The organism is Photobacterium ganghwense (genome assembly GCF_003025595.1).
Lineage (GTDB): Bacteria > Pseudomonadota > Gammaproteobacteria > Enterobacterales > Vibrionaceae > Photobacterium > Photobacterium ganghwense.
The window spans coordinates 966830-991212 of the sequence record NZ_PYMI01000001.1 but is presented as its reverse complement, the minus strand read 5'-3'; the positions used below and the strand labels follow the sequence as shown (position 1 = coordinate 991212).

At 51.8% G+C, this 24383-nt stretch carries 25 protein-coding genes; 15 read left to right on the top strand and 10 right to left on the bottom strand.

Translation table 11 applies throughout. The features are described from left to right. Positions 1-8 precede the first annotated feature (8 nt). Both nqrM and dinB read left to right on the top strand, forming a co-directional pair. Positions 9-230 carry a (Na+)-NQR maturation NqrM gene (gene nqrM / locus C9I92_RS04350; RefSeq protein ID WP_047883908.1) on the top strand — a complete coding sequence of 74 codons (222 nt, stop codon included), beginning with the start codon at positions 9-11 and terminating at the stop codon, positions 228-230. A 223-nt stretch (positions 231-453) separates the two neighbouring features. After that, on the top strand, positions 454-1545 hold the full coding sequence (gene dinB, locus C9I92_RS04345) for a DNA polymerase IV (RefSeq protein ID WP_047883907.1): 1092 nt from the start codon (positions 454-456) through the stop codon (positions 1543-1545). 285 nt (positions 1546-1830) lie between these two features. Here dinB and C9I92_RS04340 read toward each other — a convergent pair whose 3' ends face one another. Together C9I92_RS04340 and C9I92_RS04335 are read right to left on the bottom strand one after the other, a co-directional pair. Then, positions 1831-3291 (bottom strand): aminoacyl-histidine dipeptidase, encoded by a 1461-nt coding sequence (locus C9I92_RS04340; protein WP_047883906.1) that lies wholly within the window; start codon positions 3289-3291, stop codon positions 1831-1833. A gap of 132 nt (positions 3292-3423) precedes the next feature. Continuing rightward, the gene (locus C9I92_RS04335) at positions 3424-5067 is read right to left on the bottom strand and encodes a methyl-accepting chemotaxis protein (RefSeq protein WP_047883905.1); all 1644 of its coding nucleotides are present in this window, start codon (positions 5065-5067) and stop codon (positions 3424-3426) included. A gap of 387 nt (positions 5068-5454) precedes the next feature. Here C9I92_RS04335 and vcdP point away from each other — a divergent pair, with 387 nt between their 5' ends. From vcdP to gpt, 3 genes are all read left to right on the top strand, one after another. After that, positions 5455-5544, top strand: a complete 90-nt coding sequence (gene vcdP / locus C9I92_RS25925) for a small protein VcdP (protein ID WP_479724821.1) — start codon at positions 5455-5457, stop codon at positions 5542-5544. Positions 5545-6125: 581 nt separating this feature from the next. Continuing rightward, positions 6126-7415, top strand: a complete 1290-nt coding sequence (locus tag C9I92_RS04330) for an NCS2 family permease (protein WP_047883904.1) — start codon at positions 6126-6128, stop codon at positions 7413-7415. Between the two features lie 53 nt (positions 7416-7468). After that, on the top strand, positions 7469-7927 hold the full coding sequence (gene gpt, locus C9I92_RS04325; protein ID WP_047883903.1) for a xanthine phosphoribosyltransferase: 459 nt from the start codon (positions 7469-7471) through the stop codon (positions 7925-7927). A gap of 151 nt (positions 7928-8078) precedes the next feature. Here the strand turns inward: gpt and C9I92_RS04320 are convergent, their stop codons facing one another. Then, the gene (locus C9I92_RS04320) at positions 8079-8396 is read right to left on the bottom strand and encodes a hypothetical protein (RefSeq protein WP_242551830.1); all 318 of its coding nucleotides are present in this window, start codon (positions 8394-8396) and stop codon (positions 8079-8081) included. Between the two features lie 230 nt (positions 8397-8626). Here C9I92_RS04320 and frsA point away from each other — a divergent pair, with 230 nt between their 5' ends. The 4 genes from frsA to C9I92_RS04300 all read left to right on the top strand — a co-directional run bounded on the left by frsA (position 8627) and on the right by C9I92_RS04300 (position 13060). Continuing rightward, on the top strand, positions 8627-9886 hold the full coding sequence (frsA, locus tag C9I92_RS04315) for an esterase FrsA (protein WP_084712461.1): 1260 nt from the start codon (positions 8627-8629) through the stop codon (positions 9884-9886). Positions 9887-10071: 185 nt separating this feature from the next. Then, complete coding sequence (crl, locus tag C9I92_RS04310) at positions 10072-10476, top strand: sigma factor-binding protein Crl (RefSeq protein WP_047883901.1); 405 nt, start codon at positions 10072-10074, stop codon at positions 10474-10476. A 113-nt stretch (positions 10477-10589) separates the two neighbouring features. After that, entirely contained in the window at positions 10590-11780 is a 1191-nt protein-coding gene (gene proB / locus C9I92_RS04305; protein WP_242551829.1) for a glutamate 5-kinase, read from the top strand. 23 nt (positions 11781-11803) lie between these two features. Next, on the top strand, positions 11804-13060 hold the full coding sequence (locus C9I92_RS04300; protein ID WP_047883900.1) for a glutamate-5-semialdehyde dehydrogenase: 1257 nt from the start codon (positions 11804-11806) through the stop codon (positions 13058-13060). Between the two features lie 197 nt (positions 13061-13257). On the opposite strand, the gene C9I92_RS04295 is transcribed toward C9I92_RS04300, so the two are convergent. The 5 genes from C9I92_RS04295 to C9I92_RS04275 form a co-directional block, all read right to left on the bottom strand. Continuing rightward, on the bottom strand, positions 13258-13494 hold the full coding sequence (locus tag C9I92_RS04295) for a DUF2897 family protein (RefSeq protein ID WP_047883899.1): 237 nt from the start codon (positions 13492-13494) through the stop codon (positions 13258-13260). After that, complete coding sequence (locus tag C9I92_RS04290) at positions 13495-14193, bottom strand: M15 family metallopeptidase (protein ID WP_047883898.1); 699 nt, start codon at positions 14191-14193, stop codon at positions 13495-13497. A gap of 7 nt (positions 14194-14200) precedes the next feature. Then, a complete protein-coding gene (gene dapE / locus C9I92_RS04285) occupies positions 14201-15331 on the bottom strand; it encodes a succinyl-diaminopimelate desuccinylase (RefSeq protein ID WP_047883897.1) in 1131 nt (376 codons plus the stop codon). A 14-nt stretch (positions 15332-15345) separates the two neighbouring features. After that, positions 15346-15699: an ArsC family reductase gene (locus tag C9I92_RS04280; protein WP_047883896.1), complete on the bottom strand. Its 354-nt coding sequence runs from the start codon at positions 15697-15699 to the stop codon at positions 15346-15348. 69 nt (positions 15700-15768) lie between these two features. Beyond that, entirely contained in the window at positions 15769-16167 is a 399-nt protein-coding gene (locus C9I92_RS04275; RefSeq protein ID WP_047883895.1) for an MAPEG family protein, read from the bottom strand. A 459-nt stretch (positions 16168-16626) separates the two neighbouring features. On the opposite strand from C9I92_RS04275, the gene ompW reads away from it, so the two are divergent. After that, positions 16627-17268 carry an outer membrane protein OmpW gene (ompW, locus tag C9I92_RS04270; RefSeq protein WP_047883894.1) on the top strand — a complete coding sequence of 214 codons (642 nt, stop codon included), beginning with the start codon at positions 16627-16629 and terminating at the stop codon, positions 17266-17268. Positions 17269-17495: 227 nt separating this feature from the next. Continuing rightward, positions 17496-17777 (top strand): winged helix-turn-helix domain-containing protein, encoded by a 282-nt coding sequence (locus C9I92_RS04265; protein ID WP_047883893.1) that lies wholly within the window; start codon positions 17496-17498, stop codon positions 17775-17777. A gap of 73 nt (positions 17778-17850) precedes the next feature. On the opposite strand, the gene C9I92_RS04260 is transcribed toward C9I92_RS04265, so the two are convergent. Next, positions 17851-18477: a response regulator gene (locus C9I92_RS04260; protein ID WP_047883892.1), complete on the bottom strand. Its 627-nt coding sequence runs from the start codon at positions 18475-18477 to the stop codon at positions 17851-17853. Positions 18478-18481: 4 nt separating this feature from the next. Next, a complete protein-coding gene (gene narQ / locus C9I92_RS04255) occupies positions 18482-20179 on the bottom strand; it encodes a nitrate/nitrite two-component system sensor histidine kinase NarQ (protein ID WP_047883891.1) in 1698 nt (565 codons plus the stop codon). A 380-nt stretch (positions 20180-20559) separates the two neighbouring features. On the opposite strand from narQ, the gene napF reads away from it, so the two are divergent. From napF to C9I92_RS04235, 4 genes are all read left to right on the top strand, one after another. Then, positions 20560-21051, top strand: a complete 492-nt coding sequence (gene napF, locus C9I92_RS04250) for a ferredoxin-type protein NapF (RefSeq protein ID WP_047883890.1) — start codon at positions 20560-20562, stop codon at positions 21049-21051. Between the two features lie 3 nt (positions 21052-21054). After that, on the top strand, positions 21055-21327 hold the full coding sequence (locus C9I92_RS04245) for a chaperone NapD (protein ID WP_047883889.1): 273 nt from the start codon (positions 21055-21057) through the stop codon (positions 21325-21327). Then, a complete protein-coding gene (gene napA / locus C9I92_RS04240; RefSeq protein WP_047883888.1) occupies positions 21324-23810 on the top strand; it encodes a periplasmic nitrate reductase subunit alpha in 2487 nt (828 codons plus the stop codon). The genes C9I92_RS04245 and napA overlap by 4 nt, the downstream gene beginning before the upstream one ends. Before the next feature lie 85 nt (positions 23811-23895). After that, the gene (locus C9I92_RS04235; RefSeq protein WP_047883887.1) at positions 23896-24366 is read left to right on the top strand and encodes a nitrate reductase cytochrome c-type subunit; all 471 of its coding nucleotides are present in this window, start codon (positions 23896-23898) and stop codon (positions 24364-24366) included. Positions 24367-24383: the final 17 nt, after the last annotated feature.

Sequence of the window (24383 nt, the reverse complement as noted above, 5' to 3'; positions counted from 1 at the left end):
GAAATATCATGGCTATTTATCTGACAACGTTTGCGGTATTTCTGCTGGTGATCGCTGCTATGGCAGTGGGCTACATTTTCCAGCGTAAAACTGTCAGCGGCAGCTGCGGTGGTCTTGGCAGCATTGGCATTGAAAAAGAATGTGATTGCCCGGAGCCTTGTGACGCCCGTAAAAAGCGTGAAGCCCGTGCTGCGCGCCAAGCTGAGTGGAAGAAGAATCAGATTCTGTAATTCTGCTTGATGCTTTACCCCCAAACACCCCGGCCTGCGCCGGGGTGTTTGTTTTTCAGTATCAATAATCACTGTCAGATTTTAGCACTGGTTTGTAAGTGGTAACTTTTTCGTGTTTCTCAGTCTTCGCTAACACTTCCTCCGCCTTGTTGTGGGGCTTCACACTCCGGCACGCTCTCACTATAATGGTTACTGTATATATGAACAGTTACTGTGAGACCTTATGTCACCTGTTGCCCCTATCACGCAGCTGCCGATTCAGCGCAAAATCATCCATGTGGATATGGATTGCTTTTTTGCGGCTGTTGAAATGCGTGATAACCCGGCGTTGCGTGATATTCCGATAGCGATCGGTGGCCGCTCTGAACAGCGCGGAGTGATCAGTACCTGTAATTATCTGGCCCGTAAATACGGTGTTCGCTCAGCGATGCCGACAGCACGGGCGTTTCAGTTATGTCCGCATTTGACCCTGGTTGCCGGGCGAATGGGGGTGTACAAAGAGGTATCACAGCAAATCCGGGCTATATTTCAGCGTTATACCGACAAGATTGAGCCTCTGTCATTGGATGAAGCTTATATCGACGTGACCGACTGCTCCTTACTGCATGGCTCGGCCACCCTGATTGCGGAAGATATCCGCCGTGCTATCCGAGAAGAGTTGGGGCTGACTGCTTCAGCTGGCATTGCACCGGTGAAGTTTATTGCCAAGATAGCCTCTGACCTGAATAAACCGGATGGCCAGTTTGTGGTGACTCCCGACGCGGTACCGGCGTTTGTGGCCGACTTGCAGCTGGAAAAAATTCCTGGGGTAGGGAAAGTGACCATCCAGCGGCTCCATGAGCGGGGGCTGTATCTAGGCCGTGATGTACAGCATTATGACCGTCATATGCTGTTGCAGCAGTTTGGTAAATTTGGTCAGTCATTGTGGTCTCGTGCGCATGGTATTGATGAGCGTGAAGTGGTGGTGGAGCGGGCGCGAAAATCCGTTGGCGTCGAGCGGACTTTTTCTCACAACATTCGCACTTACAACGAATGCTGGGAGGTGATCGAGCGGCTTTATCCTGAACTGGAAAACCGGCTGCGCAGGGTAAAACCTGACCTGACAATTGCCCGCCAGGGAGTCAAAGTGAAATTTGCTGATTTTCAGCAGACAACGGTTGAGCACACTCAGGGCCGACTTGATAAGACCCAGTTTACCGCGTTACTGAAAGAAGCCCTGACCCGCCAGAAGGACAGGGAGATCCGTTTGATTGGGATAAATGTCGGGCTGGAGCTGGGCACTAAAGCGCAGCAGCTGTCATTTGAAGGCTTTTGAATGAAGTCTAGAGTCGATCACGGGCTTCAATTCAGGATGGCACGGGAGGCAGACATTGAATACCGATAGTCAGGGCGAGACTGAACGGATGAACGGAAAGCCGCAGTGATGCTGGCTATTGAGGGATACAGGAAAGTGCCATGTAAGCCGAAGTGCGTAAAAGAACGAAGAGAAGACGCGCAGTATTTGCTAAAAGAAAAATGCTAAAGGAAAAGCGCAAAAAGAAAAGCGAGTCACCCGGACTCGCTTTTTATGATGCACTCAGGCTGAAACCCTGATCCGGTATTACTGCTTAACCGGGATATTTTTCAGGATTGCCTGCATTTGATCCCAGAATAGGCCAACGGTTTCAATGTTCACTTTCTCATCCGGCGAATGCGGGAACTTGATCGTCGGACCGAACGAAATCATATCCATTTCCGGATATGGCTTTTTGAACAGGCCACATTCCAGACCGGCATGGATAACCATGATGTTTGGTTTTTTACCGTAAATCGCTTCATAGGTGTCACGGAACAGGTGCATCACTTCTGAATCGGCATCTGGTTTCCAGCCCGGGTAAGCACCAGAGAATGCGCACTCAGCACCAGCCAGTGCAGCAACTGCTGACAACATACCTTCCACGTTGCTGCGGCCAGAGTCGATCAACGAGCGGATCAGGCACAGCACAGTGATCTTGTCCGCATCGGTGGTGATCACACCCACGTTCAGTGACGTCTCAACCACACCCTCGATGTCGTCGCTCATGCGAATCACACCGTTCGGGCACGCGTTCAGCAGGTTAGTGAAACGTTGCTGGTCAGCTTCAACGATCACATCTGACGGCAGCTCAACAGGCTGAGTGAACAGGTTAATGCCCGTTTCAACACGACCCAGTTCAGCAACCAGTAGCTCCTGGTAATGCGCAAACAGTTCGTTCAGCTTATCGACATTGGCCGCAGGCAGGGTAACCACTGCGTTGGCTTCACGCGGAATGGCGTTACGCAGGCTGCCACCGTTTACGGCGTGCAGGCGCAGACCCAGATCTTGCGCGTGGCCGAACAGGAAACGGCCCAGAATCTTGTTGGCATTGCCACGGCCGGTGTGAATGTCACAACCAGAATGACCGCCTTTCAGGCCTTTTACCACCAGCTTGAGTGCCTGATGATCCGCCGGTACCGCTTCACGGTTTACCGTCAGGGTCAGGGCGCCGTCAACACCGCCGGCACAGCCCATGTACACTTCGCCTTCCTGCTCTGAATCAGTATTCAGTAGAATCTCGCCTTCCAGCCAGCCTTTGTCCAGGCCGAAGGCTCCGGTCATACCGGCTTCTTCGTCGATTGTCAGCAGAACTTCCAGTGGGCCATGTTCAATGTCTTTCGAGGCCAGCACGGCCAGACACGCAGCCATGCCCATGCCGTTATCGGCACCCAGTGTGGTGCCTTTTGCAGTCACCCATTCGCCGTCGATGTAAGGCTGAATAGGATCAGTCAGGAAATCATGGTCTGTGTCTTCATTTTTCTGCGGCACCATATCAATGTGCGCTTGCAGAACCACACCCTTGCGGTTTTCCATTCCCGGTGTTGCCGGTTTTTTGATAAAGACGTTACCGACGCTATCACGGCGAACTTCCAGGCCTTCTCCTTCGGCAAATGTAATGATGTGTTGTGCCAGAGCTTCCTCATGCTTAGATGGGTGAGGAATCGAGCAGATTTGGTCAAAGAATTGCCACACAACTTGTGGCGATAGTTGACTGATTTCAGACACAGCAGTCTCCTTTATAAACTTTCAGTTTAGTGCGATTAAGTAGATGAAATCTGCTATATACACCTAAGTTATTAGCATAATTCACCATCGCAATTGACCTCAAGGATACCACTGCGCCTGATCCGGTTACAGCTAAATCTTGAAATGGCGAATGTGCCTTTCAAGACTGTGACCGCTGGCAAGTAATTGTTCACTGCTAGCAGCAATCTGGTCGCCTTGTTCAACAGTCTGGTGGCTGTGCTCTGTCAGGTGACTGAGGTTGATATTGATTTCTTCGGCTGCCAGCGTCTGCTGTCCACTGGCTTCGGCGATATGCTGGTTCAGCTCGCGAATACGGGTGATATGGCTGCCCACGACAGTCAGGGCATCTGCCACTTGCTCGGCATGACCTGCTGTACTGGCCGACTGCTCCCGCGTTTCCAGCAGGGCCGTGCTGACGCTGTGTGCTTTGGTCTGCAAGCTACCGATAATGGTTTCTATCTCATTGGTACTGGTTTGCGTTCGGGTGGCGAGGGTGCGTACTTCATCGGCTACCACGGCAAAACCACGACCTTGTTCACCGGCCCGGGCGGCTTCAATGGCCGCATTCAGTGCCAGCAGATTGGTTTGCTCTGCAATGCCGCGAATGACATCCAGCACCGACCCGATGGTTTCGGAATCCTGGGCCAGCGCCTGGGCGCTGCTGTTGGCCTCGTCCAGCAATGTCAGCAGGGCTCGCATCTCATCCGATGCGGTCGAGACCACTGCGATACTGTCTTCGCTTTGCTGGTGGGCTTCTGTCGCGGCATCAGCCGCCTGCAGGGCCGCTTGTGCCACATCCTGATTACTGGTGTGCAGTTCATTCATCGCGGCAGCGACGCTGTCAATACCACGGTGCGATGAGGCAGCACTCGTCGCAGTTTGTGAGGCAACACTGTTGAGCTGGGTGGCGGCCGCGGTGATCTGGGTACTGACCGGAGCCATGTCTCGCAGCATGCCCGATAATCGTTCAGCAAATGTATTGTAGGCGCGAGCAAGCTGGGCCAGCTCATCATTCCCCAGACTTGGCAGGCGTTGTGTCAGATCGCCGTCACCACCGGCGATATCTTCCATCGCGGCCACGGTTTCCTCACAGGGAGCTGTGATAGAACGTCCGATATACCAGGCAATGGCAAACATCAGACAGAGTGAGCCGGCCAGCATCCCGCCGAGCTGTTTCAGTTTAGCGAAGAACAGGGCCTGTACATCATCCACATAAATACCGGAGCCCACGATCCAACCCCAGGGAGTGAAACCTTTGACATAGGAGATTTTGGCAACCGGGACATCATAGCCGGGTTTCTCCCAATAGTAATCGACAAATCCCTGTCCCTGTTGGCGAACGACATTGACCATGTTGACAAAGAGGGGAGTACCGTTCGGATCATGGAAATCGGTCAGGCTTTTCCCATCCAGGGACGGTTTGAACGGGTGCATGATCATGGCTGGCGTCATGTCATTGAGCCAGAAATAGTCATTTTTTTCATACCGCAAAGCGGCGATGGCGGCTTTAGCCTGCTGCTGAGCGGCCGGACGGGAAAGTGCTCCCTGTTGTTCCTGCTGATAGAAATGTTCCACTACGCTGTATGCCGTTTCGACTAGATGCCGGGTCTGAAGACGTTTCTGACTCATAAAATCAGACTGATAGCTGGATACAAAGAGAATGAGTGGGGCAAGAGTCAGGAAGGTAATTGTGATACCCATGAGGTATAGACGCTTGCTAATGGAGAGTGCTCTGAGTTGTTGGAATCGTGCCATGGTTTTGCCTCTGTCCTTATTATAGTTATTGCATAATCACCAGTGTTAAGCATATGTTGCATGTTGTCAGAGGATCAAGAGGGCTCGGTTACACTTTGGTCTCAAGGGCGTTAAAGAAGGAATATTCCTTTTTGTAATAAAATTACAATACAAGCGTGATAGTCCCTATTGGTAATGAAAAATGTGACGAAGTTAAAGAAATTGCTTGAAAGTTTATTACGATTTGGGTATATTAGCCTCATCTTCAGAGAGAAGATAAACGACATAACAAGTTGCTCGAGGATGAGCCCGATCAATCGCCTCCAGGGAACCGAGATTAAGTGAAGCCAAGCAGGCCGAACACGATTGTTTATGTGTGTATTTGCTTAATAGTTAAAGGTGATAATAATGAAAGTTTTTGAATCTGTTACAAAATATTGGAACATGCGCTCTGTTTATACTGCTAACTTCCAGTACCCAAGCTCATTCGGCTACTAATTTCTGACTCTTGGCTCTCTGTTCTGAGTGACAGAGTGCGAAGTATCGAACTGTATTGTTCACCCCCTTAATTTGAGAATCTCTTAAAACCGCTCTTCGGTTTATAGTTACATTCTTAGCGCCACTTCTTTTTGGAGTGGCGTTTTTTTTTGCGTGTTTTTCCTGAATCCCTCTCCTAAATGTTGCCGGAATTTTGCCAGCCTGTGATGTATTCGATTACATCTCGATGTAAGGGCTAAATATGTGGCTCAATCTGCACAGATTATCGATTGCGTTTCCCGGAAAAATCCCACCTGAATAAAATACACTCAACGTATTTGTATTTTAGTTTGTTGTTTTATAAGTGGTTTGTGTTGGCGGTTCAGAAGGTGGGATGGATTTTTATCCATTTGTCGGCGTGGATTAGTGATAAATACGTTATTTTCTGGAAATTGATGAGCTAGAGGCATATAATCGCCACCCAAAAATAGAAAACGCAAACGTTTTCTATTTTTCGTTCGGGCAGACGTTAACTTTGATGTTGGCTCAGGCCGAGACAGACACAACAACACTTGCGTAATATCTCCAAGGAATTGAGAGCAATGCTTGAGAAACTCTTCAAACTGAAAGAACACGGTACCGATGTTCGGACTGAAGTTCTGGCGGGCCTTACCACCTTTTTGACCATGGCCTACATCATCTTCGTCAACCCGACTATGCTGTCGGCGACAGGGATGGATCAGGGCGCGGTTTTTGTTGCGACCTGTCTGGCTGCCATGGTGGGCTGTTTTATCATGGGCTTTGTCGCGAACTATCCGGTCGCTCAGGCTCCGGGTATGGGCCTCAATGCATTTTTTACCTACAGTGTTGTTCTGGGCATGGGGCATACCTGGCAGGTCGCTCTGGCTGCGGTCTTCCTTTCCGGCCTGTGCTTCATTGCGCTGAGTGTGCTGAAGGTTCGTGAGTGGATCATCAATGCGATTCCTCATGCACTGCGTACGGGGATCTCTGCCGGTATCGGTCTGTTCCTGGCTTTCATCGCTCTGCAAAGCTCGGGCATTGTGGTTGATAACCCTGCCACGCTGGTACACATTGGTGACTTGACCAGCTTCCCTGCCGCGATGGCGTCGCTGGGCTTTTTCCTGACCATTGCGCTGGTACACCGTGGCTACAAAGCGGCGGTACTGATTGCTATTCTGGTTGTAACCGGAATGGGTATTGTGTTCGGTGAAGTGGCATATAACGGTGTTGTTTCTATGCCACCAAGCATTGCACCAACCTTTATGCAACTGGATTTTTCCGGCGCGATGGAAGTTGGACTGATTTCTGTTGTGTTTGCTTTCCTGTTTGTTGACCTGTTCGACACAGCCGGCACCCTGGTGGGTGTGGCGACAAAAGCGAACCTGATGGACAAAGACGGCAAACTACCACGCCTGAACCGTGCGCTGCTGGCTGACAGTACGGCAACATCTGTGGGCGCGGTTCTGGGGACGTCAAACACGACCTCTTTCGTTGAGAGTGTCTCGGGCGTTGCTGTTGGTGGCCGCACCGGTCTGACAGCCGTTACCGTCGGTGTCCTGTTCTTGCTGTCGCTGTTTTTTGCTCCGCTGGCCGGTATGGTGCCAGCCTACGCCACAGCAGGCGCGCTGTTTTATGTTGCCATCCTGATGATGTCCGGTTTGGTGAGTATTGACTGGCGCGACTTAACAGAAGCAGCACCAGTAGTTGTGGTTTGCCTACTGATGCCGTTAACATATTCCATAGCAGAGGGAATTGGTCTTGGTTTTATTACCTATGCTGCTGTCAAAGTGATGAGTGGTAAAGGGCGGGATATCAATATCAGCGTCTGGGTAATTGCTGCCCTGTTTCTTGCTAAAATTATTTTCCTATAAAAGTTTATAAATCCATCCAGCGGCGCTGCCGCTGACTCAGAGGTTCATCGGATATGAGTAATAAGTTCGTCATCACTTGGGATAACATGCAAATGTATACCCGCCAGCTTGCAGAAAAACTACTGCCTGCGGATCAATGGAAAGGTATCATTGCCGTTAGCCGTGGTGGCCTGGTGCCATCTGCCATTCTGGCTCGTGAACTTGGTATTCGTTACGTAGATACCGTGTGTATCTCAAGCTACGACCACGATCACCAGCGCGATATGAACGTGTTGAAAAAAGCAGACGGTGACGGCGAAGGTTTCATCGTGGTTGACGATCTGGTGGACACTGGCGGTACGGCGGAAGTGATTCGTCAGATGTATCCGAAAGCAAAATTTGTGACCGTTTGTGCGAAGCCTGCGGGTAAACACCTGGTTGATGACTACGTGGTTGACATTCCTCAGGATACTTGGATTGAGCAGCCTTGGGATATGGCAGTGACATTTGTTGACCCGATTGCCAAGCGCTAATTGTCGACAGCATCTGTTATCGCGAAGCAAAGCACACAGGAAAGGAGCCGAAAGGCTCCTTTCTTTTTGCCTGCTTGTTGTGATTGACGGTGATTTGACCGGTTGGCACTGGTAGTGAAAAGCCAGTCGTCGCATTCTTTGAATCGTCCTATCAAGTGCGGTGGGCTTTGGCCCGGATATCAGATAAGGACTCGTTGTGGGGTTTATTGCGATAGAAATTGTTGAAGTTAATCAGATCAACGGCGGTATTACCGGTAATGTCGCACTGGCGCTCAAGTTTGGTCTGGTAACTGCCGGGTATCCGCTCTCCCGAGACATCAAGGCATAAGGCGGTTTTGGCATTGACCCCACCTGAGGCTTCGCCGGGATTTCCCCCCATAGAGCCACCGCTGCCAAACGCCAGAGCTTGTCCGGAAAAGAAAACCACGCTAATCAGCATAATAAGGCTACGCATATCAGGACTACGCATATTGTTCACCGTACGAAATACTGCTCGGTAAGTACAAGCATAGCTGACGTTTGTTTGGCTTGAGAAACGCGTACCGGCATTCCCCGTGACTTGTCCAGTCCGGATGCCGGTTTTGTTAGGGCTGGCATATAGTAAGCATTTGATGGATGGTATACTCTTCACAAGAACCTACTACATGACGCCGCCATTTTTTGCCGTGGCAGCGCGTCGCGACAGAGATGGAGTCCCACGTGTCTGAACCGTCCAAAACCAACCTATCTGAAAAGCTGTTTGCTCCACGCCAAACGTCGAAAGAAACATCCAGCCTGGTAAAGCTCGCCCATGTTAAAGATACGCCGATTCACAGCGCCCTGGATGGCGACAGTGAAGCTGGCTGGTATCGGGTTATGCGTCGTCCGCAATGGATCTGGCAGGGGATTGACCCTATTGAGATGGAGGCCATCTTTGCCCGTATTGCCAGTTCGAAAGCAGCCCGTACCCGCGACGATTTGCTGGATACTGTGATTGGCTATAAGCCCGGAAACTGGGTGTATGAGTGGTGTCAGGTCGGGGCGAGAAGGCAGAAGGCAGCTCGGGAAATGCTCGAAAACGGCGAGGTGGAAAAGGCTGCGGAAGAACTGCTGATTGCCAGTATGTACTACAGTGTGGGGGCTTACCCGCACCTTAAAGGGGATGAGTTGGCCGCACAGGCGGAGCTGCAGTCGAATCAGACTTACCGCGAAGCCATGGAAAAGCTGCCACATCAGATGCGTACCATAGATGTGAAGTACGACAACAAGACGTTCCAGGCTTTTATCCATCTGCCTTGCACCGATAAATTGCTGCCGACCGTTATTGTTAGTGGCGGGCTGGATACGCTTCAGTCGGATCTGTGGCGGTTGTACAAAGACTATTTCGGCCCGGCCGGGTTTGCCATGATCACGCTGGACATGCCCTCTGTCGGACACAGTAGCCACTGGTCACTGACGGAAGACACCAGTCGTCTTCACCAGGCGTTACTGCAACAGGTCAAAGACGTGCCATGGGTCGATCACACCCGGGTTGCCATGCTGGGGTTACGTTTCGGTGGTAATGCGGCCATTCGCCTCGGTTTTCTTGAGCCGACCCGACTCAAGACCTGTATCAGCTTGGGGGGAATGATTCATACCGCGTTGGCTGATCCAAAACGTCTGGATTCAATGCCGCGTATGTACCTGGATATGATGGCGTCCCGGATGGGGAAAAACGGGGTCTCCAAAGCGAGTTTGACCTCTCATCTCCCGGCCTGGTCGCTGAAGCTGCAAGGGCTGGTTGGTCGCCGGAAAATTGAGATACCGATGCTGGGGATTGGCCTGAAAGGTGACCCGGTATGTACTGAAATCGATAACCAGCTGATTGCGATGTCGAGCTGGGGCGGTAAAGCCATTACCCTGCCTGACAAACCTCTGCATGACGGCTACCACCGTGCCATGACTACAGTGGTTGACTGGCTGAAAGAAAAACTGGCCTGATCATTGTCGCTGAACGCAATGTTGCCAACGGAATCTTGTAAACGGAATGTTGCAATTTCAGCGTATTAGGGCTTAAATGGTGGGTACAAAAGCCGGAAGGAATGCCGGCTACCTTGCCCAGCAAGGCCAGCCATACAGGCTGGGGGATAACACCGCTGATTGATTGCTAAGGATGGAGAACGACGATGACAACGCAAGTGACTTTTCCCCCGCATGGCCGTTTGATGACCAAGCTTACGGCGTTGGGGCCTTATCTTCGCCAGAATCTCTCTGCAGAGGGACATTTTTTCTTTGACTGCCTGTCGAGCTGTATCAGCGCCAAGAAAGCACCGGAAGAACGTGAGTTCTGGGGCTGGTGGCTGATCATGGAAGCGACGAAAAACGGGTTTGAGTATCACTACCAGTTTGGTCGGTTTAACGATCAGGGGGAGTGGGATAAGGACACCGTGCCCGCGAAACACGTTCAGGCTGTGCAGCAGACGCTGGATGATTTCTATCCGAAATTAAAGGGCTTGCTGGTTGATGAACTGGGACTTTCATTAACCGCCTCTAAAGCGCTGGAAGAACCCGAACTGGGTAGCGCCGCCTGAGTTAAAAAGTTGTTTATTGCCAAGAAAAATGCGCCTTAATGGCGCATTTTTCTTGTGATTTTTTAAGCGTATTGATACAACGTCAGTCTATTCATTATTTTTGTTAGATCCCTATGGCAGAGACAAATTTCCTTCAAGAACAGCAAACCAGTCGTGTTGCCGTGCGTGCCGCTCAGGCGCAGACGAAGCAAGAAACGACCGTTGCTTCCCAGACCATTGTTGTCAAACTGGGAACCAGTGTACTGACTGGTGGTACCCTGAAATTGGATCGTGCCCATATGGTTGAGCTGGTAAGGCAGTGTGCTTTACTTCGCCGCCAGGGGCACAAGGTCATCATCGTTACGTCCGGCGCAATTGCCGCGGGACGTGAGCACCTTGGTTACCCCGAATTGCCCAAAACCATGGCCAGTAAGCAGTTGCTGGCTGCGGTAGGGCAGAGCCGACTGATTCAGGAATGGGAAAGTCTGTTTGGGATCTACGGCCTACACGTGGGGCAGATGCTGCTGACCCGTGCTGATCTGGATGATCGCGAGCGTTTCCTCAATGCGCGGGACATGATTGTTGCGCTGCTGGATAACGGCATTATCCCGATCGTTAATGAAAACGACGCGGTGGCGACCACCGAAATCAAAGTGGGTGACAATGATAACCTGTCCGCGCTGGTTGGCATTCTGACCGGAGCTGACAAGCTGCTATTGTTGACCGATCAGCCGGGGCTGTTTACGGCCGATCCGCGTAATAACCCGGATGCGGAATTGATCCGTGAAGTCCATACCATTGACGAGACCCTGCGCAAGATTGCCGGTGGCAGTGTGGGCGGACTGGGTACCGGTGGCATGGCAACCAAGCTGCAAGCGGCTGACGTAGCACGTCGTGCCGGCATTGAAGTGACCATTGCCGCAGGCAGTCGCCCGGATGTGATTTCTGCCCTGACCAATGGTGAGTCGGTTGGTACTCGCTTCCTGCCGCTGGAATCCCCACTGGAAAGCCGCAAGCGCTGGATTTTGGCCGGGCCTCCGCCAGCAGGCGATATCGTGATCGATGACGGTGCGGTTGCTGCCGTACAAAAGCGGGGCAGCAGCTTGCTGTCGAAAGGGATCACCGAAGTTCGCGGGGATTTCGAGCGGGGAGAAGTGGCGCGTATCTATAGCACCCGTGGTGAATTGTTGGCACGGGGTATCTGCCGTTACTCCAGCAAAGATTTGTCTAAGATTGCCGGCAAGCACAGCCAGGATATCTACCAGGTGCTGGGCTACGAATACGGTCCGGTTGCCGTTCATCGTGATGATCTGGTCGTTATTTAAAGAAATGCATTTGAGGGAACACAATGAATCTTGAGTTGATGGGCCAGGCTGCGCAGCAGGCGGCCTTTGAACTGGCTACCGCTGCAACCAAGCAAAAGAACCAAGCACTGGCTATTATCGCCGATGAGCTGGAAGCCAATCGCGACACTATTCTGGCCGCCAATGCCCTGGACATTGAAGCGGCGAAAGCATCAGGGATGACGGATGCCCTGATTGACCGTCTGTTGCTCAATGAAGAGCGCCTGAGCGGCATTGCCAACGATGTCCGCAATGTGATCAGTCTAAATGATCCGGTGGGCTCTGAGCTCGACAGCAAGGTACTGGAAAATGGCATGCGCCTGAGCCGTCGTCGTGTCCCGCTGGGTGTGGTTGGGGTGATTTACGAAGCGCGCCCGAACGTGACCATTGATATCGCCGCCTTGTGCCTGAAAACCGGTAATGCCAGTATTCTGCGTGGTGGTCGGGAAACCTTCCACTCCAATATGGCACTGGTGAAAGTTATTCAGGTCGCGCTAGCAAAAGCCGGCCTGCCGTCGGCATCGGTGCAGTATATCGAGAAGCCGGATCGTGAACTGGTTTCTCAATTGCTGAAGATGGATCAGTACGTTGACATGATCATCCCGCGTGGTGGCGCAGGCTTGCACAAGATGTGCAAAGAGAACAGTACGATTCCGGTCATTATTGGTGGATTTGGGATCAGCCACGTTTACGTGGATGCCAGTGCCGATCTGTCTCGCTCGCTGACCGTGGTAGAAAATGCCAAAGTGCAGCGTCCGTCGGCCTGTAATGCACTGGATACCCTGCTGGTTAGCGAGAAGATCGCCGAAGCGTTTCTGCCGCGTCTGGCTGAGCGAATGAATGCCAAGCAAGTTTTGCTGGTAGCCGATGAAGCGTCTTATGAGCTGCTGGAAGGCAAAGCCGCCAACCTGCGTAAAGCGGTTGAAGGGGACTTTGACACCGAATGGCTGAGTTTTACGTTGGGTATCAAAGTCGTGAAAGACGTGAATGAAGCGATTGCACACATGCGTAAGCATAATGCCAGCCATTCCGACGCCATCATGACCAATGATCTGGCTGCGGCCGAGCGATTTGTTAATGCAGCAGGCTCAGCCGCGGTATACGTGAATGCATCAACCCGTTTTACTGACGGTGCGCAGTTTGGCTTGGGAGCCGAGGTGGCGGTTTCGACTCAGAAGCTGCATGCACGTGGCCCGATGGGGCTGGAAGAGCTAACAAGTTACAAATGGGTAGGGATCGCTGATTACTTGGCTCGGGCTTAATGATTATCTTTTAAGTCAGCCATAACGTTAATTGCATCGTAAGCGCGCATTGACTTCAAACACCGCGCTTACTCGCTGTTATCGCTGTGGCCGATTGAACGGGCGACCTGATAACAGTGGCGGGATGAGCTATCAGAAATACAAAAGCGAGAGTTTAACTCTCGCTTTTTTTATGGGTGCGGTTTGAGCAAGTCAGTTTACGGGTTTTTATGTTGCTCTGTTTGCTGTTCTTGTGCTGTCGCTTGATCGGCAACGTTTGGGTCTTGCTCCGCATTGTTTTGGGCCTGTTCACGCTGGTGTTTTTCCTGCATGTATTTGACCTTGTCCTTATAGTCAAACTTCATGTTGGCCGTGTACTTCAGAGCCGCGATGTTGCTGACCAGAACACTGACAATAATCAGCGTGATTACCCAAGGGTTGAGCAGCCATTCCATTTACACCTCGCAGATATTCTCTATGTACTTAATATAAAGATTATCAAGGTTTTTCAGGATATGCGACTTTCCGGCAATGTCACTGTGACTGAGCACAGCTTTCAGCATATCGGGAGTCAGTTGTGCCAGTAAATGCTGGCTGACAGGAAAATAGCTGATGTGCCAGGGTTCACAGGCCACTCCGTCGCGCTCTTCCCTGTAAGGAAGGTAAAAGCCAAATGAATGCATGTTGTGGCACAGCCATTCACTGAATTCAGCCTGGTGGCCTCCGGGCTCGTATTCCCAGGGCTCGAGCATCAATGCGGTGTCTTGCGGCAGGCAGTTGGCGGCATAGACATCAACATCCGTGCCCCAGTGATGGCGGCTGCCTCCGGGCAGAGCTGACCAGCGAAGAATGGCATGAATTTTTTCGAGATCCGTCAGCGTTGCCGGATCCAGTGGCTGGCTTTGGCTGTCGAGTATCGGGCGTAAGCCGTTGAACTTGTTGTTCCAGATCAGCAGCTGACGTTCAAACGGGCGGAATGCGCTGGCCAGCCGAAGGTCAAACCCGGCGGTCTGTGCGGCCTGCTGCATGGCACGCAGTGCGGGCGCCATCTGCTGGTGGACAAACTGGTTACCGACGGCCACCAGATGACTGGTGTCCTGGCCGGTCAGTTGCCCGGCGCTGTGCGGCCGGGCAGTTGTTGGGTGAATTAACATGATAGTGTTAAAGCACTTTTTCCATGATCTTCTGATACATATCGGTCAGCTTCTCTAAATCTGCGACTTTTACGCACTCGTTGATCTTGTGAATGGTAGCGTTTACCGGACCCAGCTCAATAACCTGTGCGCCAGTTTGCGCGATAAAGCGACCGTCAGAGGTTCCGCCGGTAGTCAACAGTTCAGGTTTCTGGTGGTTCACTTCTTCAATGGCTGCCACAACGGCTTCCAGCAGGGTACCTGTATCGGTCAGGAACGGATGGCCGCTGAACGTCCAGGTTATCTCATACTCCAAGCCGTGCGCATCCAGAATGGAATGCACCTTGCGCTTGATGTCCTCTTCAGTCAGCTCGGTGCTGTAGCGGAAGTTGAACTGAACGTGGAATTCCCCCGGAATCACATTGGATGCGCCGGTACCGGCCGCCAGGTTCGCGATCTGGAAGCTGGTCGGCGGGAAGAACTCGTTGCCGTTATCCCAAGTAGTTGTTGCCAGTTCCGCCAGTGCCGGCATGGCACGATGCACCGGGTTATCGGCAAGATGCGGATAGGCAACATGTCCTTGCGTACCTTTAATGATCAGATCACCGGTGATGGAGCCTCGGCGGCCGTTTTTCACGACATCACCCACGGCATGGGTACTGGATGGTTCACCCACGATACACATGTCGATTTTCTCATTTCGCGCTTCCAGCGTATCCACGACGCGCGTGGTACCGTTGATAAACGGCCCTTCTTCGTCAGATGTGATCAACAGGCCGATTGAGCCTGTGTGTTCAGGGTGTTCCGCCAGAAAACGTTCAATTGCCACTATCATACAAGCGAGCGAGCCTTTCATATCGGCAGCCCCACGGCCGTGGAGGTAACCGTCAATGATTGTTGGCTCGAAAGGAGGCGTATGCCAGTGGTTCAGGTTACCGGCTGGCACTACATCGGTATGACCGGCAAACACCAGCAGTGGTGCCTCTGTACCGCGGCGTGCCCACAGGTTGGTGGTATCTTCGAAAACCATAGGCTCGATGGTGAACCCTAGTGCTTTCAGGCGGGCAATCATCACATCCTGGCAACCTGCATCTTCGGGGGTAACGGATGAGCGGCTGATTAAATCTTTGGCCAGCGCGATGACCGGACTATCTGACATCCTTGTATCCTTAATTAGTTATTTTGGAAAATTTCTTGGTACTGGGCCGGTTTAAAGCCAAGGTGGTAGCCGCCGTTATGGACCAGCAGCGGACGTTTGATCATCGCTGGGTATTCCAGCATCAGCGCCAGCGCGGTTTCCTGATTAAGGTTGGCTTTCTGGTCTTCTGTGAGCTGGCGGAAAGTCGTGCCACGCTTGTTCAGCATGGCTTCCCAGCCGAGTTCAGCTTCAAATGCTTCCAGCATGTCGCTGTCGAGGCCATCAACGCGGTAGTCATGAAAACGGTATGCGATATTTTCTGCGTCCAGCCATTTCTTCATTTTTTTAATGGTGTCGCAATTTTTAATGCCGTAGGCGATGGTACTCATAGTGGATTGACTGACTTTTTGTGAATTTGGTCCCTCTTTATAACGAGAATGGCTGGGGTTAGCAATGGCTTAACCGCTATAGCTGGCCGCCATTTTTATCAGCCATAGACAGGCAAAGATACCGACCACAAAAACCACGGTGCGCCAGGGGATCAGGTTGAAGGTATAGCAGGCGCAATACAGGATGCGTGAGGCGATAAACAGGTAGGCGGGCAGGGCTGACTGGGACGCAGGCACACCGGCCAGGTGGGCAATGAATACGGAGCAGGCAAAGACAGTCAGGATTTCCCAGCTGTTGGCCTGCGCGGCGTTTACCCGAGCGGCCATTCCGGTTAGAGACTGTGCCTGAAGGCGGGGATAGCGGATATCCAGCCGGCCTGTTTGCTGGGTAGTGAGCCAGCCACCCAGTCCCGCCAGCAGGTAATTCATGAAGATCGCAATCACAATGCACCAAAATGCCGGGGTCATGGCGGTATCCTCTTACATTATTCCTGACGGTAATGGGATCAGTATAGGGGAGAGTCTGACGCCGGTGCATCGAGTGAATCGGCAGAAGGAGGTTGTATGCCGTGGAGCAAGAGGCAAACACCTCTCTGATATGCACCTGATGGCTATTAATTCGTGAGGATAAAAATGTTTTTCAGTTCCTCATTTGAGAGTGCAAAGGATGTTAGGTAAATCCAGGAAGTGTGAGCTGTTTTTTATATTTTGTGCGGTTTGAGCCCATTTTAAGCACACTCGTAGCCCATTAAATACCATCGTTTTTAAGTTGTTGATCTGTATCAAAAGTTATTTATTGGTGTTAATTTTTCTAAATTGATTTCAGTCAATACGTGCCTGTTTCAATGTGGTTACATTCTGCACCATTCAAACGACAAGCCCGATAAATTTCCTGTTGGGATTTCAAAAGGAATGGAGTCAATAATAATGAAAAAAACAATTTGTGCTTTAGCAGCGTTCGCAACCCTTTCTGCCGCCCCTTATGCGCTGGCCCACAAACAAGGTGACATCCTGGTGCGTGCTGGTGCCGCGACGGTTGTACCGAATGAAAGCAGTGACGATGTACTGGGTCTGGGTGAATTTGGCGTGAGCTCAAATACTCAGCTTGGCCTGACTGTGGGCTACATGCTGACTGACAATATCAGTATTGAACTGCTGGCTGCGACCCCGTTCAAACACGACGTATCACTGGGCAATGGTGTTGGTGATATCGCTGAGGTAGAGCACCTACCACCAACGCTGATGATTCAGTACTACTTCCTGGACAGCACCAGCAAGTTCCGTCCTTACGTGGGTGCTGGCCTGAACTACACCACGTTCTTTAACGAAGATTTTAACGGTAAGGGGAAAGGGCTGGGTCTGTCGGATCTGAAACTGGATGATTCTTGGGGACTGGCAGCGAACGTAGGTATTGACTACCAGCTGAAAGATAACTGGTTCGTTGGTGCGTCAGTATGGTATGCCGATATCAATACTGACGTAAGCTTTAAAGCTGGCAATGATCGCGTAACGATTGATACTGATATCGACCCATGGGTATTTATGGTTTCTGCCGGTTACACGTTCTAATCCTACCCGGATGATCAAAACACAGGCACAACCCGAGAGGGTTGTGCCTAGTTATTTGATTTACAAAGCGATAACATTTTTATCTCCCCGTTAAATCCGCAGTTTTGCGAGATGCGTCACTCTACCGTATCGCACGTGCTTGGAAATCCTACCGCAACTTGATCAAACGCAACATCCCTTCAGCAGAAGACGGAATAATAAAAAACCATCAGCTTATGGAGGTCTCAATGGAACTGAATCCGGTTTTTGCCCGTCGTCTGTATCTCGCTCTGCTCGTTGAGCAGCTTGATCGCCCTAATGTGCCGAAGTTAATTGAAATTACCGGCTGGCCGCGTCGTACTATTCAGGACGTATTGAAAGCCTTGCCGGGGTTTGGGATTGAGCTGTCCTTTATTCAGGACGGCAAACGTCATAATGACGGTTACTACCAGCTTTGTGATTGGGGGCCGTTTGATTTGCAGTGGGTGGAATCCCGGGAGAAGGACATCATTGCATCGGTGTCCCACTAACTGACACAGCGTCAAAAAGAAAAAACCGCGATTGCGGTTTTTCTGTAGCTGCGTTTATTAGTGCTTGCTGGTTCTACTGCCCTTGAGCCTCAAGGTACAGAACCGTCGCAGCAGTGCGTGATTTCACCTGAAGCTTTTTGAGCAGGCTTTTCATGTGTACCTTGACCGTGGCTTCAGAAATGAACAGCGACTCGGCGATCTGCTTGTTGCGAAACCCCTTGGCGACTTCCTGCAGGATCTGCATCTCGCGGTCGGTCAGGGAATCAAGCAGTGACTCCTGTGAATCGTTGTCTTCCAGGTATTCCCGCACCTGCTCGCTATAGGCTTTCCCACCGCACAGGGCTTGCTTTAGCAGATTGATCAGCTCATCCGGCTCGGTATCTTTCAGCAGATAGCCGTCAGCACCGGCATTCAGCAGGGCTCGAATATCAGCTTTGCTGTCAGAAACGGTCAGGACCACGATGCAAGACTGAATACCTTCAGCCCGCATGGCATTGAGGGTATCGAGCCCTGACATCCCTTTCATGTTGAGATCCAGCAGGATCAGATCCGGCTCGGCTTCCGATGCGAGTTGGAGCGCATCAGCCCCGTTGCTGGCTTCACCAACAATCTCAAAATCGCTTTCAAAACTCAGTAGCTGATGGATACCACGGCGCATGAGCGGGTGGTCATCGACAATCATTATTTTCCAGGTTGCCATATCGTTATCCTTGAGGCTCCAGTTGAAAACGAAGCAATACCTCGCTCCCGGAGCCTTGGGTCGTGTTTATATCCAGTGTACCGTGCAGGCGCGATGCCCGCTCCGTCATGATCGCCAGACCATAATGGTTAAGTTTTTCGTTGGCCGGGTCAAATCCAATCCCGTCATCTTTGACGCTGATAGTAATATCGTGTTCATTTTGGCTGCAAGTGATGATGATTTCGTCTGCCGCGGCATGCTTGATGGCATTGAGTACCGCTTCACGGATGAGTTGCAGCAGATGGATCTGATGGTGCGCATCAAGGTTAAGCGACGACAGCTGATTATCGATGATCAGCAATGCATCGCTTTGATCTTCCAGCGGCTTGAGCATTTCGACCAGAGCTTCACCAAAGTTGGCCTCTTTGATGGTCAGCCGGAAAGTGCTCAGCAGTTCCCGCAGCTGGGTGTAGGCACCCGACAAGCCGGCGTCAATTTCACCGATGATCGCCATCGCCCGTTCCTTTTCGTCCTGGCTGAGCTGGCGCTTGAGCAGGGTCACCTGAATCTTCAGGTAAGACAGCGACTGCGCCAGGGAGTCATGCAGCTCGCGGGCGATAGTGGCCCGTTCTTCCATCAGCAGTAACTGCTCAGCCTGTTTCTGGGCCCGGTTGTAATAAATGCCCCGCGCAAGGGTGCGGCTGATGTTGTCGATCAGGCTCTGATCCGGACAGGGCAGGGTGTATTGCCACCAGAGCTGTCCCAGAATCTGGCCGTCGAGCTCCAAATCCTGATAGTGCCAGTGACCTTCAGTCGGTGTGCCGGCGCTGATTTCTGTATTGGCACCGCTGGCTTCCTCGATCACCAGTTTGGTCGCGGTCAGCCCCTCAATATGAAGCAAGGTTTTTAGCATCGCGGCAAAGTTCTTCGAGGTCAGCCGGCTTTCGGTCAGCTCCTGCGAGCAGTTATACAGCACCTGCAGTGAATCGTTCGCCTGGCGCAGGCGGCGGGTTTTTTCATCCACTTTCTTTTCCAGGTTGCGGTACAGCTTGCCCAGCTCTGAAGCCATGGTGTTAAACGTGCCAGCCAGCAGACCCAGCTCATTATCACTTTTTAGGTTGAGGTTCAGAGTGAACTGACCGTTTTTCACTTGTTCACTGGCAAACACCAGCTGCTTGAGTGGGCTGACAATTTTGCGCTGAGTGAAATGAATCGTGAACAGGGCAACCAGCAGAATCAGGCTTAACCCCAGGCCGCCGACAATCGATAGGACCTGGAGTTTAATGGTGGAAAATTCCTGTAATTCGAGGACAAATGCGTCGATATGATCGACAAAGTGCGCAACCTCGCGAAGGTAAGCCTGCTCGTCACCATCCCGGAGCAAGGGATAAAGTGTCTGCCAGCGATGCAGCAAATTGCTGTAATGGGACTGAATGGTGTCCGGGACGGTCCAGTGTGACAAAGCGGCCATGGAAGGTGACAGAAGCGAGTGCTCAAACTGTTCAACATGCAGGAGTAAATCGGGTGATTCCGTTTCGACATCATAGGCCAGGCGGTAGCTCTGCATCCTCAGTGATCCGGAAACGTTAATGGCTTCAGCATCGTTCAAGCTCGATGCCAGCGTCAGCAGGGCGAAGCTGGTAGTGGCAACCGACAACAGCAGGATGGCGAGCATGGATCGGGCGATGGTGGTCGTCACGGGCTTTAGTGGCCGGTTCTGCACAATTCTTCCTTATTATTTATTGGATTAGTGACGGAAAGGTGGCTGAACTGAGTGTACGCTGACTTGCGGCAGAATGGGAATGCTCATTGTGTTTTATCCCTTTTTGGAATATTTGGGGTGTCTGCCTCAAGAATGCCAGTCAATAGTGTGAGAGCTGTCGTTGACTTTTATTGATCCAAAACAAAGTCCCCCCCTATTTAACCCTTACTAGGTATTTAAGCATTTATTACTAAATTTACACTGGCGGTGTCAGAAAATGACAGCTTGTGAATAAGCTTGCTGCGAATGCAGCAACTCAGCGGGTGAATTCGGTACTGATGCGAGTATGCCCGTCGGTAAGCGCTATGTTTATTAATAATATTTCATAAAGGAATGAGTCAATGTTTGATCGCTCCCGTCGCCGCTTACTGACCCGACGCTCGAAACCTGAGCAACAACGCTTACCCTGGATGGTTAACGACGACATTTTCACGGACGGCTGCACCCGATGCGGGAAGTGTGCCGCGGCCTGTGAAACGCAGATCATTATTCACGGGGACGGCGGTTTTCCTGAAGTCGATTTTAAACGGGGCGAATGCACGTTTTGCTATCGTTGCGCCGATGTGTGTCCGGAACCGCTGTTTCATCCCCAAACCACGCCAGCATGGGCAATGGTAGCGGAAATCGGAGAGGGGTGTCTGGCGTATCAGCATGTTGAATGTCGCAGTTGCGGCGACATGTGTGAAACCCAGGCAATCCGTTTTCGGCTGCAACCGGGTGGCGTGGCCCAGCCTGAACTTGAGGCAACCAATTGTACCGGGTGTGGTGCGTGTGTGTCGGTTTGCCCGACCTCAGCGATCACAGTGGTTAATCCTAAAAACAAAGAGAGTTAGGCCATGGCACTACAAGAAGTCCATATCTCAAGTCTGGTCGTGCATGTGAAGCCGGCTTTTCTGGATTCCGTGAAAGATCAAATCGCGGCCATGCCCAATGCGGAAATTTACGGCGACAGTGAAGAAGGGAAAGTCATTGTGGTTCTGGAAACTGAAAACCAGGGCTTCGTGACCGATACCATAGATAAAATCAATAACTTAGAACACGTTTTAACGACGTTTTTAGTGTATCACCAAATTGAACACTTTGATTCGCAATCTGAGGATGATTCATGAAAATGACAAGACGTGCGTTTGTGAAAGCAAACGCCGCTGCTTCAGCAGCAGCGGTAGCGGGAATCTCGCTACCGGCTTCAGCAACTAACTTAATTGTTAGTTCTGACGAAACCAAAATTAAATGGGATAAAGCGCCTTGTCGTTTTTGTGGCACCGGGTGTTCTGTTTTGGTGGGGACGCAGAACGGGCGGGTTGTGGCTACTCAAGGGGACCCTGAAGCTCCGGTCAACCGTGGCCTGAACTGTATTAAAGGCTATTTCCTGTCGAAAATCATGTACGGCACCGACCGTTTGCAGACCCCTTTGCTACGCATGAAAGACGGCAAATATCACAAAGACGGCGATTTTCAGCCGGTGTCCTGGGATCAGGCATTTGACGTCATGGCCGAGAAATGGAAGGCCGCGCTGAACAAACTGGGCCCAACTGGGGTGGGAATGTTCGGCTCCGGCCAGTGGACGGTTATGGAAGGCTATGCGGCCTCCAAAATGATGAAAGCCGGTTTCCGCTCCAACAACATTGACCCGAATGCGCGTCACTGCATGGCATCCGCCGTAGGGGCATTCATGCGGACGTTCGGTATCGATGAGCCGATGGGGTGCTATGACGACTTTGAAAATGCCGATGCCTTTGTGCTGTGGGGCTCGAACATGGCCGAGATGCACCCAGTATTGTGGACCCGTGTGACGGATCGTCGTCTGAGCCATCCGCATGTGAAGGTGAACGTACTGTCCACTTACCAGCACCGTTCGTTTGAGCTGGCAGATAACGGCATGATCTTCCATCCGCAGACGGATCTGGCGATTGCAAACTTTATTGCCAATTACATCATCGAAAATGATGCCGTTAACTGGGACTTTGTTAATAAGCACACCAATTTCAAACGTGCTGACACTGATATCGGCTACGGCCTGCGTGATGATCACCCGCTGCAGGTGAAAGCGAAGAACGCCAACTCGGGCAAGATGCACCCGATGAGCTTTGAGGAATACAAAGCATCGGTGGCGGAATACACCGTCGAGAAAGCCTCAGAAATGTCCGGTGTCCCGCAGGATAAGCTGATCGAGCTGGCCAAGCAGTACGCCGATCCAAATGTGAAGGTGATGTCGTTGTGGACCATGGGCATGAACCAGCACACCCGTGGGGTGTGGATGAACAGCCTGGTGTACAACATCCACCTGCTGACTGGCAAAATTTCTCAACCGGGGAGTGGCCCGTTTTCGCTGACTGGTCAGCCATCCGCCTGTGGTACGGCTCGTGAAGTGGGAACATTCTCTCACCGTCTGCCGGCAGACATGGTGGTGGCCAATCCGAAGCACCGCGCGATTGCTGAAAAAATCTGGAAATTGCCGGAAGGGACGATTCCGCCAAAACCGGGTTACCACGCAGTGTTGCAGGACCGGATGCTGAAAGACGGCAAAATGAATGCTTACTGGGTAATGTGTAACAACAACATGCAGGCCGGTCCGAATATCAATGAAGAGCGCCTGCCGGGTTACCGTAACCCAGAGAACTTCATTGTCTGCTCTGACCCGTACCCGACTGCGACTGCGCAGGCTGCCGACCTGATTCTGCCAACCGCCATGTGGGTTGAGAAGGAAGGGGCTTACGGCAATGCTGAACGCCGTACTCAGGTTTGGTATCAGCAGGTAAAAGCGCCGGGTGAGGCTAAATCGGATCTGTGGCAGATCATGGAATTTACCAAGCGCTTCAAGGTTGAAGAAGTGTGGGATGACGCACTGCTGGCAAAGGCACCGCAGTACCGTGGTAAAACGCTGTTTGATGTGTTATTCCGCAACGGCCAGATTGACCAGTTCCCGCTGTCTGAAGCGCAGGCGCTGAATGATGATGCGCAGGCGCAGGGTTTCTACCTGCAAAAAGGGTTGTTTGAGGAATACGCCTCGTTTGGGCGCGGCCATGGTCACGATTTGGCACCATATGATACCTACCATCAGGTACGCGGTCTGCGCTGGCCGGTCGTGAACGGCAAAGAAACCCAGTGGCGTTTCATTGAAGGTTCCGATCCGTACGTTGCAGCAGGTAAAGGCTATCAGTTCTACGGCAACGCTGACGGTAAAGCGAATATCATTTTTGCACCGTTTGAGCCGGCACCGGAAACCCCGGATAAAGACTACGACATGTGGCTGTGTACTGGCCGTGTACTGGAGCACTGGCATACCGGAACGATGACCCGTCGGGTACCTGAGCTGTACAAAGCGGTGCCGGATGCGGTGTGTTTCATCCACCCGGATGATGCGCAGGCTCGTGGTTTGCGTCGTGGCGATGAGGTACTGGTTCAGTCTCGCCGGGGTGAAGTGCGCTGCCGCGTTGAAACCCGTGGTCGTAACCGTCCACCGGTCGGGCTGGTTTTCATTCCGTTCTTTGATGCCCGAATTCTGGTGAACAAGCTGATTCTGGATGCAACGGATCCGTTATCGAAACAGACCGACTTCAAGAAGTGCCCGGTCAAAATTTCTAAAGCCTGATAAGTCACCTATGTAGCAGCGGCTGTTTGCCTGACGCAGGCAGCCTGCTCTCGACCTGAATTTAGCCATTAAGGCGGAGAATAGAATGAAACGATTAGTCTTAGCAGTTCTGGCAGTCGGTATGATGCTGACCGGCGTTGTTCACAGTGCTGAAGCACTGAATCATCCGGGCGGCACAGGTGGCCTGTCTTCGTTGCGTGGGGCCACCAACCTGGAAGAAACCCGTCCGGCTGATCCGATGAAACGGTACCCTCGCGATCAGGGCACCATTAACAGTGATTATGTTTATCAGCCACCGCTGATTCCGCATACCATCCGTAACTATGAAGTCTCTCTGAATGCCAATAAATGTCTGGCCTGCCACAGCTGGAAAAATGCCAACGACATGGGCGCGACCAAAATCAGTGTGACGCATTACCAGTCTCCTCGTCAGGGGCAGGTACTGTCTGATGTCTCACCATCGCGTTACTTCTGTCTTCAGTGCCATGTGCCTCAGGCAGATGCGAAGCCACTGGTCGACAATGACTTCCAGCGTGTTGATGCGCTGCGCGAGTAGCCGGATAGAAAAGAAGA

Bases quoted from the DNA above. Each gene is read 5' to 3' on its own strand.
- ompW (WP_047883894.1), top strand. From the start codon at position 16,627: ATGAAAAAAACAATTTGTGCTTTAGCAGCGTTCGCAACCCTTTCTGCC.
- napA (WP_047883888.1), top strand. From the start codon at position 21,324: ATGAAAATGACAAGACGTGCGTTTGTGAAAGCAAACGCCGCTGCTTCA.
- C9I92_RS04335 (WP_047883905.1), bottom strand. From the start codon at position 5,067: ATGGCACGATTCCAACAACTCAGAGCACTCTCCATTAGCAAGCGTCTA.
- C9I92_RS04275 (WP_047883895.1), bottom strand. From the start codon at position 16,167: ATGACCCCGGCATTTTGGTGCATTGTGATTGCGATCTTCATGAATTAC.
- C9I92_RS04320 (WP_242551830.1), bottom strand. From the start codon at position 8,396: ATGCGTAGTCCTGATATGCGTAGCCTTATTATGCTGATTAGCGTGGTT.
- gpt (WP_047883903.1), top strand. From the start codon at position 7,469: ATGAGTAATAAGTTCGTCATCACTTGGGATAACATGCAAATGTATACC.
- C9I92_RS04265 (WP_047883893.1), top strand. From the start codon at position 17,496: ATGGAACTGAATCCGGTTTTTGCCCGTCGTCTGTATCTCGCTCTGCTC.
- C9I92_RS04330 (WP_047883904.1), top strand. From the start codon at position 6,126: ATGCTTGAGAAACTCTTCAAACTGAAAGAACACGGTACCGATGTTCGG.
- C9I92_RS04235 (WP_047883887.1), top strand. From the start codon at position 23,896: ATGAAACGATTAGTCTTAGCAGTTCTGGCAGTCGGTATGATGCTGACC.
- C9I92_RS04280 (WP_047883896.1), bottom strand. From the start codon at position 15,699: ATGAGTACCATCGCCTACGGCATTAAAAATTGCGACACCATTAAAAAA.
- C9I92_RS04300 (WP_047883900.1), top strand. From the start codon at position 11,804: ATGAATCTTGAGTTGATGGGCCAGGCTGCGCAGCAGGCGGCCTTTGAA.
- C9I92_RS04245 (WP_047883889.1), top strand. From the start codon at position 21,055: ATGGCACTACAAGAAGTCCATATCTCAAGTCTGGTCGTGCATGTGAAG.
- proB (WP_242551829.1), top strand. From the start codon at position 10,590: ATGGCAGAGACAAATTTCCTTCAAGAACAGCAAACCAGTCGTGTTGCC.
- crl (WP_047883901.1), top strand. From the start codon at position 10,072: ATGACAACGCAAGTGACTTTTCCCCCGCATGGCCGTTTGATGACCAAG.
- napF (WP_047883890.1), top strand. From the start codon at position 20,560: ATGTTTGATCGCTCCCGTCGCCGCTTACTGACCCGACGCTCGAAACCT.
- dinB (WP_047883907.1), top strand. From the start codon at position 454: ATGTCACCTGTTGCCCCTATCACGCAGCTGCCGATTCAGCGCAAAATC.
- nqrM (WP_047883908.1), top strand. From the start codon at position 9: ATGGCTATTTATCTGACAACGTTTGCGGTATTTCTGCTGGTGATCGCT.
- C9I92_RS04290 (WP_047883898.1), bottom strand. From the start codon at position 14,193: ATGTTAATTCACCCAACAACTGCCCGGCCGCACAGCGCCGGGCAACTG.
- dapE (WP_047883897.1), bottom strand. From the start codon at position 15,331: ATGTCAGATAGTCCGGTCATCGCGCTGGCCAAAGATTTAATCAGCCGC.
- vcdP (WP_479724821.1), top strand. From the start codon at position 5,455: ATGAAAGTTTTTGAATCTGTTACAAAATATTGGAACATGCGCTCTGTT.
- C9I92_RS04295 (WP_047883899.1), bottom strand. From the start codon at position 13,494: ATGGAATGGCTGCTCAACCCTTGGGTAATCACGCTGATTATTGTCAGT.
- C9I92_RS04260 (WP_047883892.1), bottom strand. From the start codon at position 18,477: ATGGCAACCTGGAAAATAATGATTGTCGATGACCACCCGCTCATGCGC.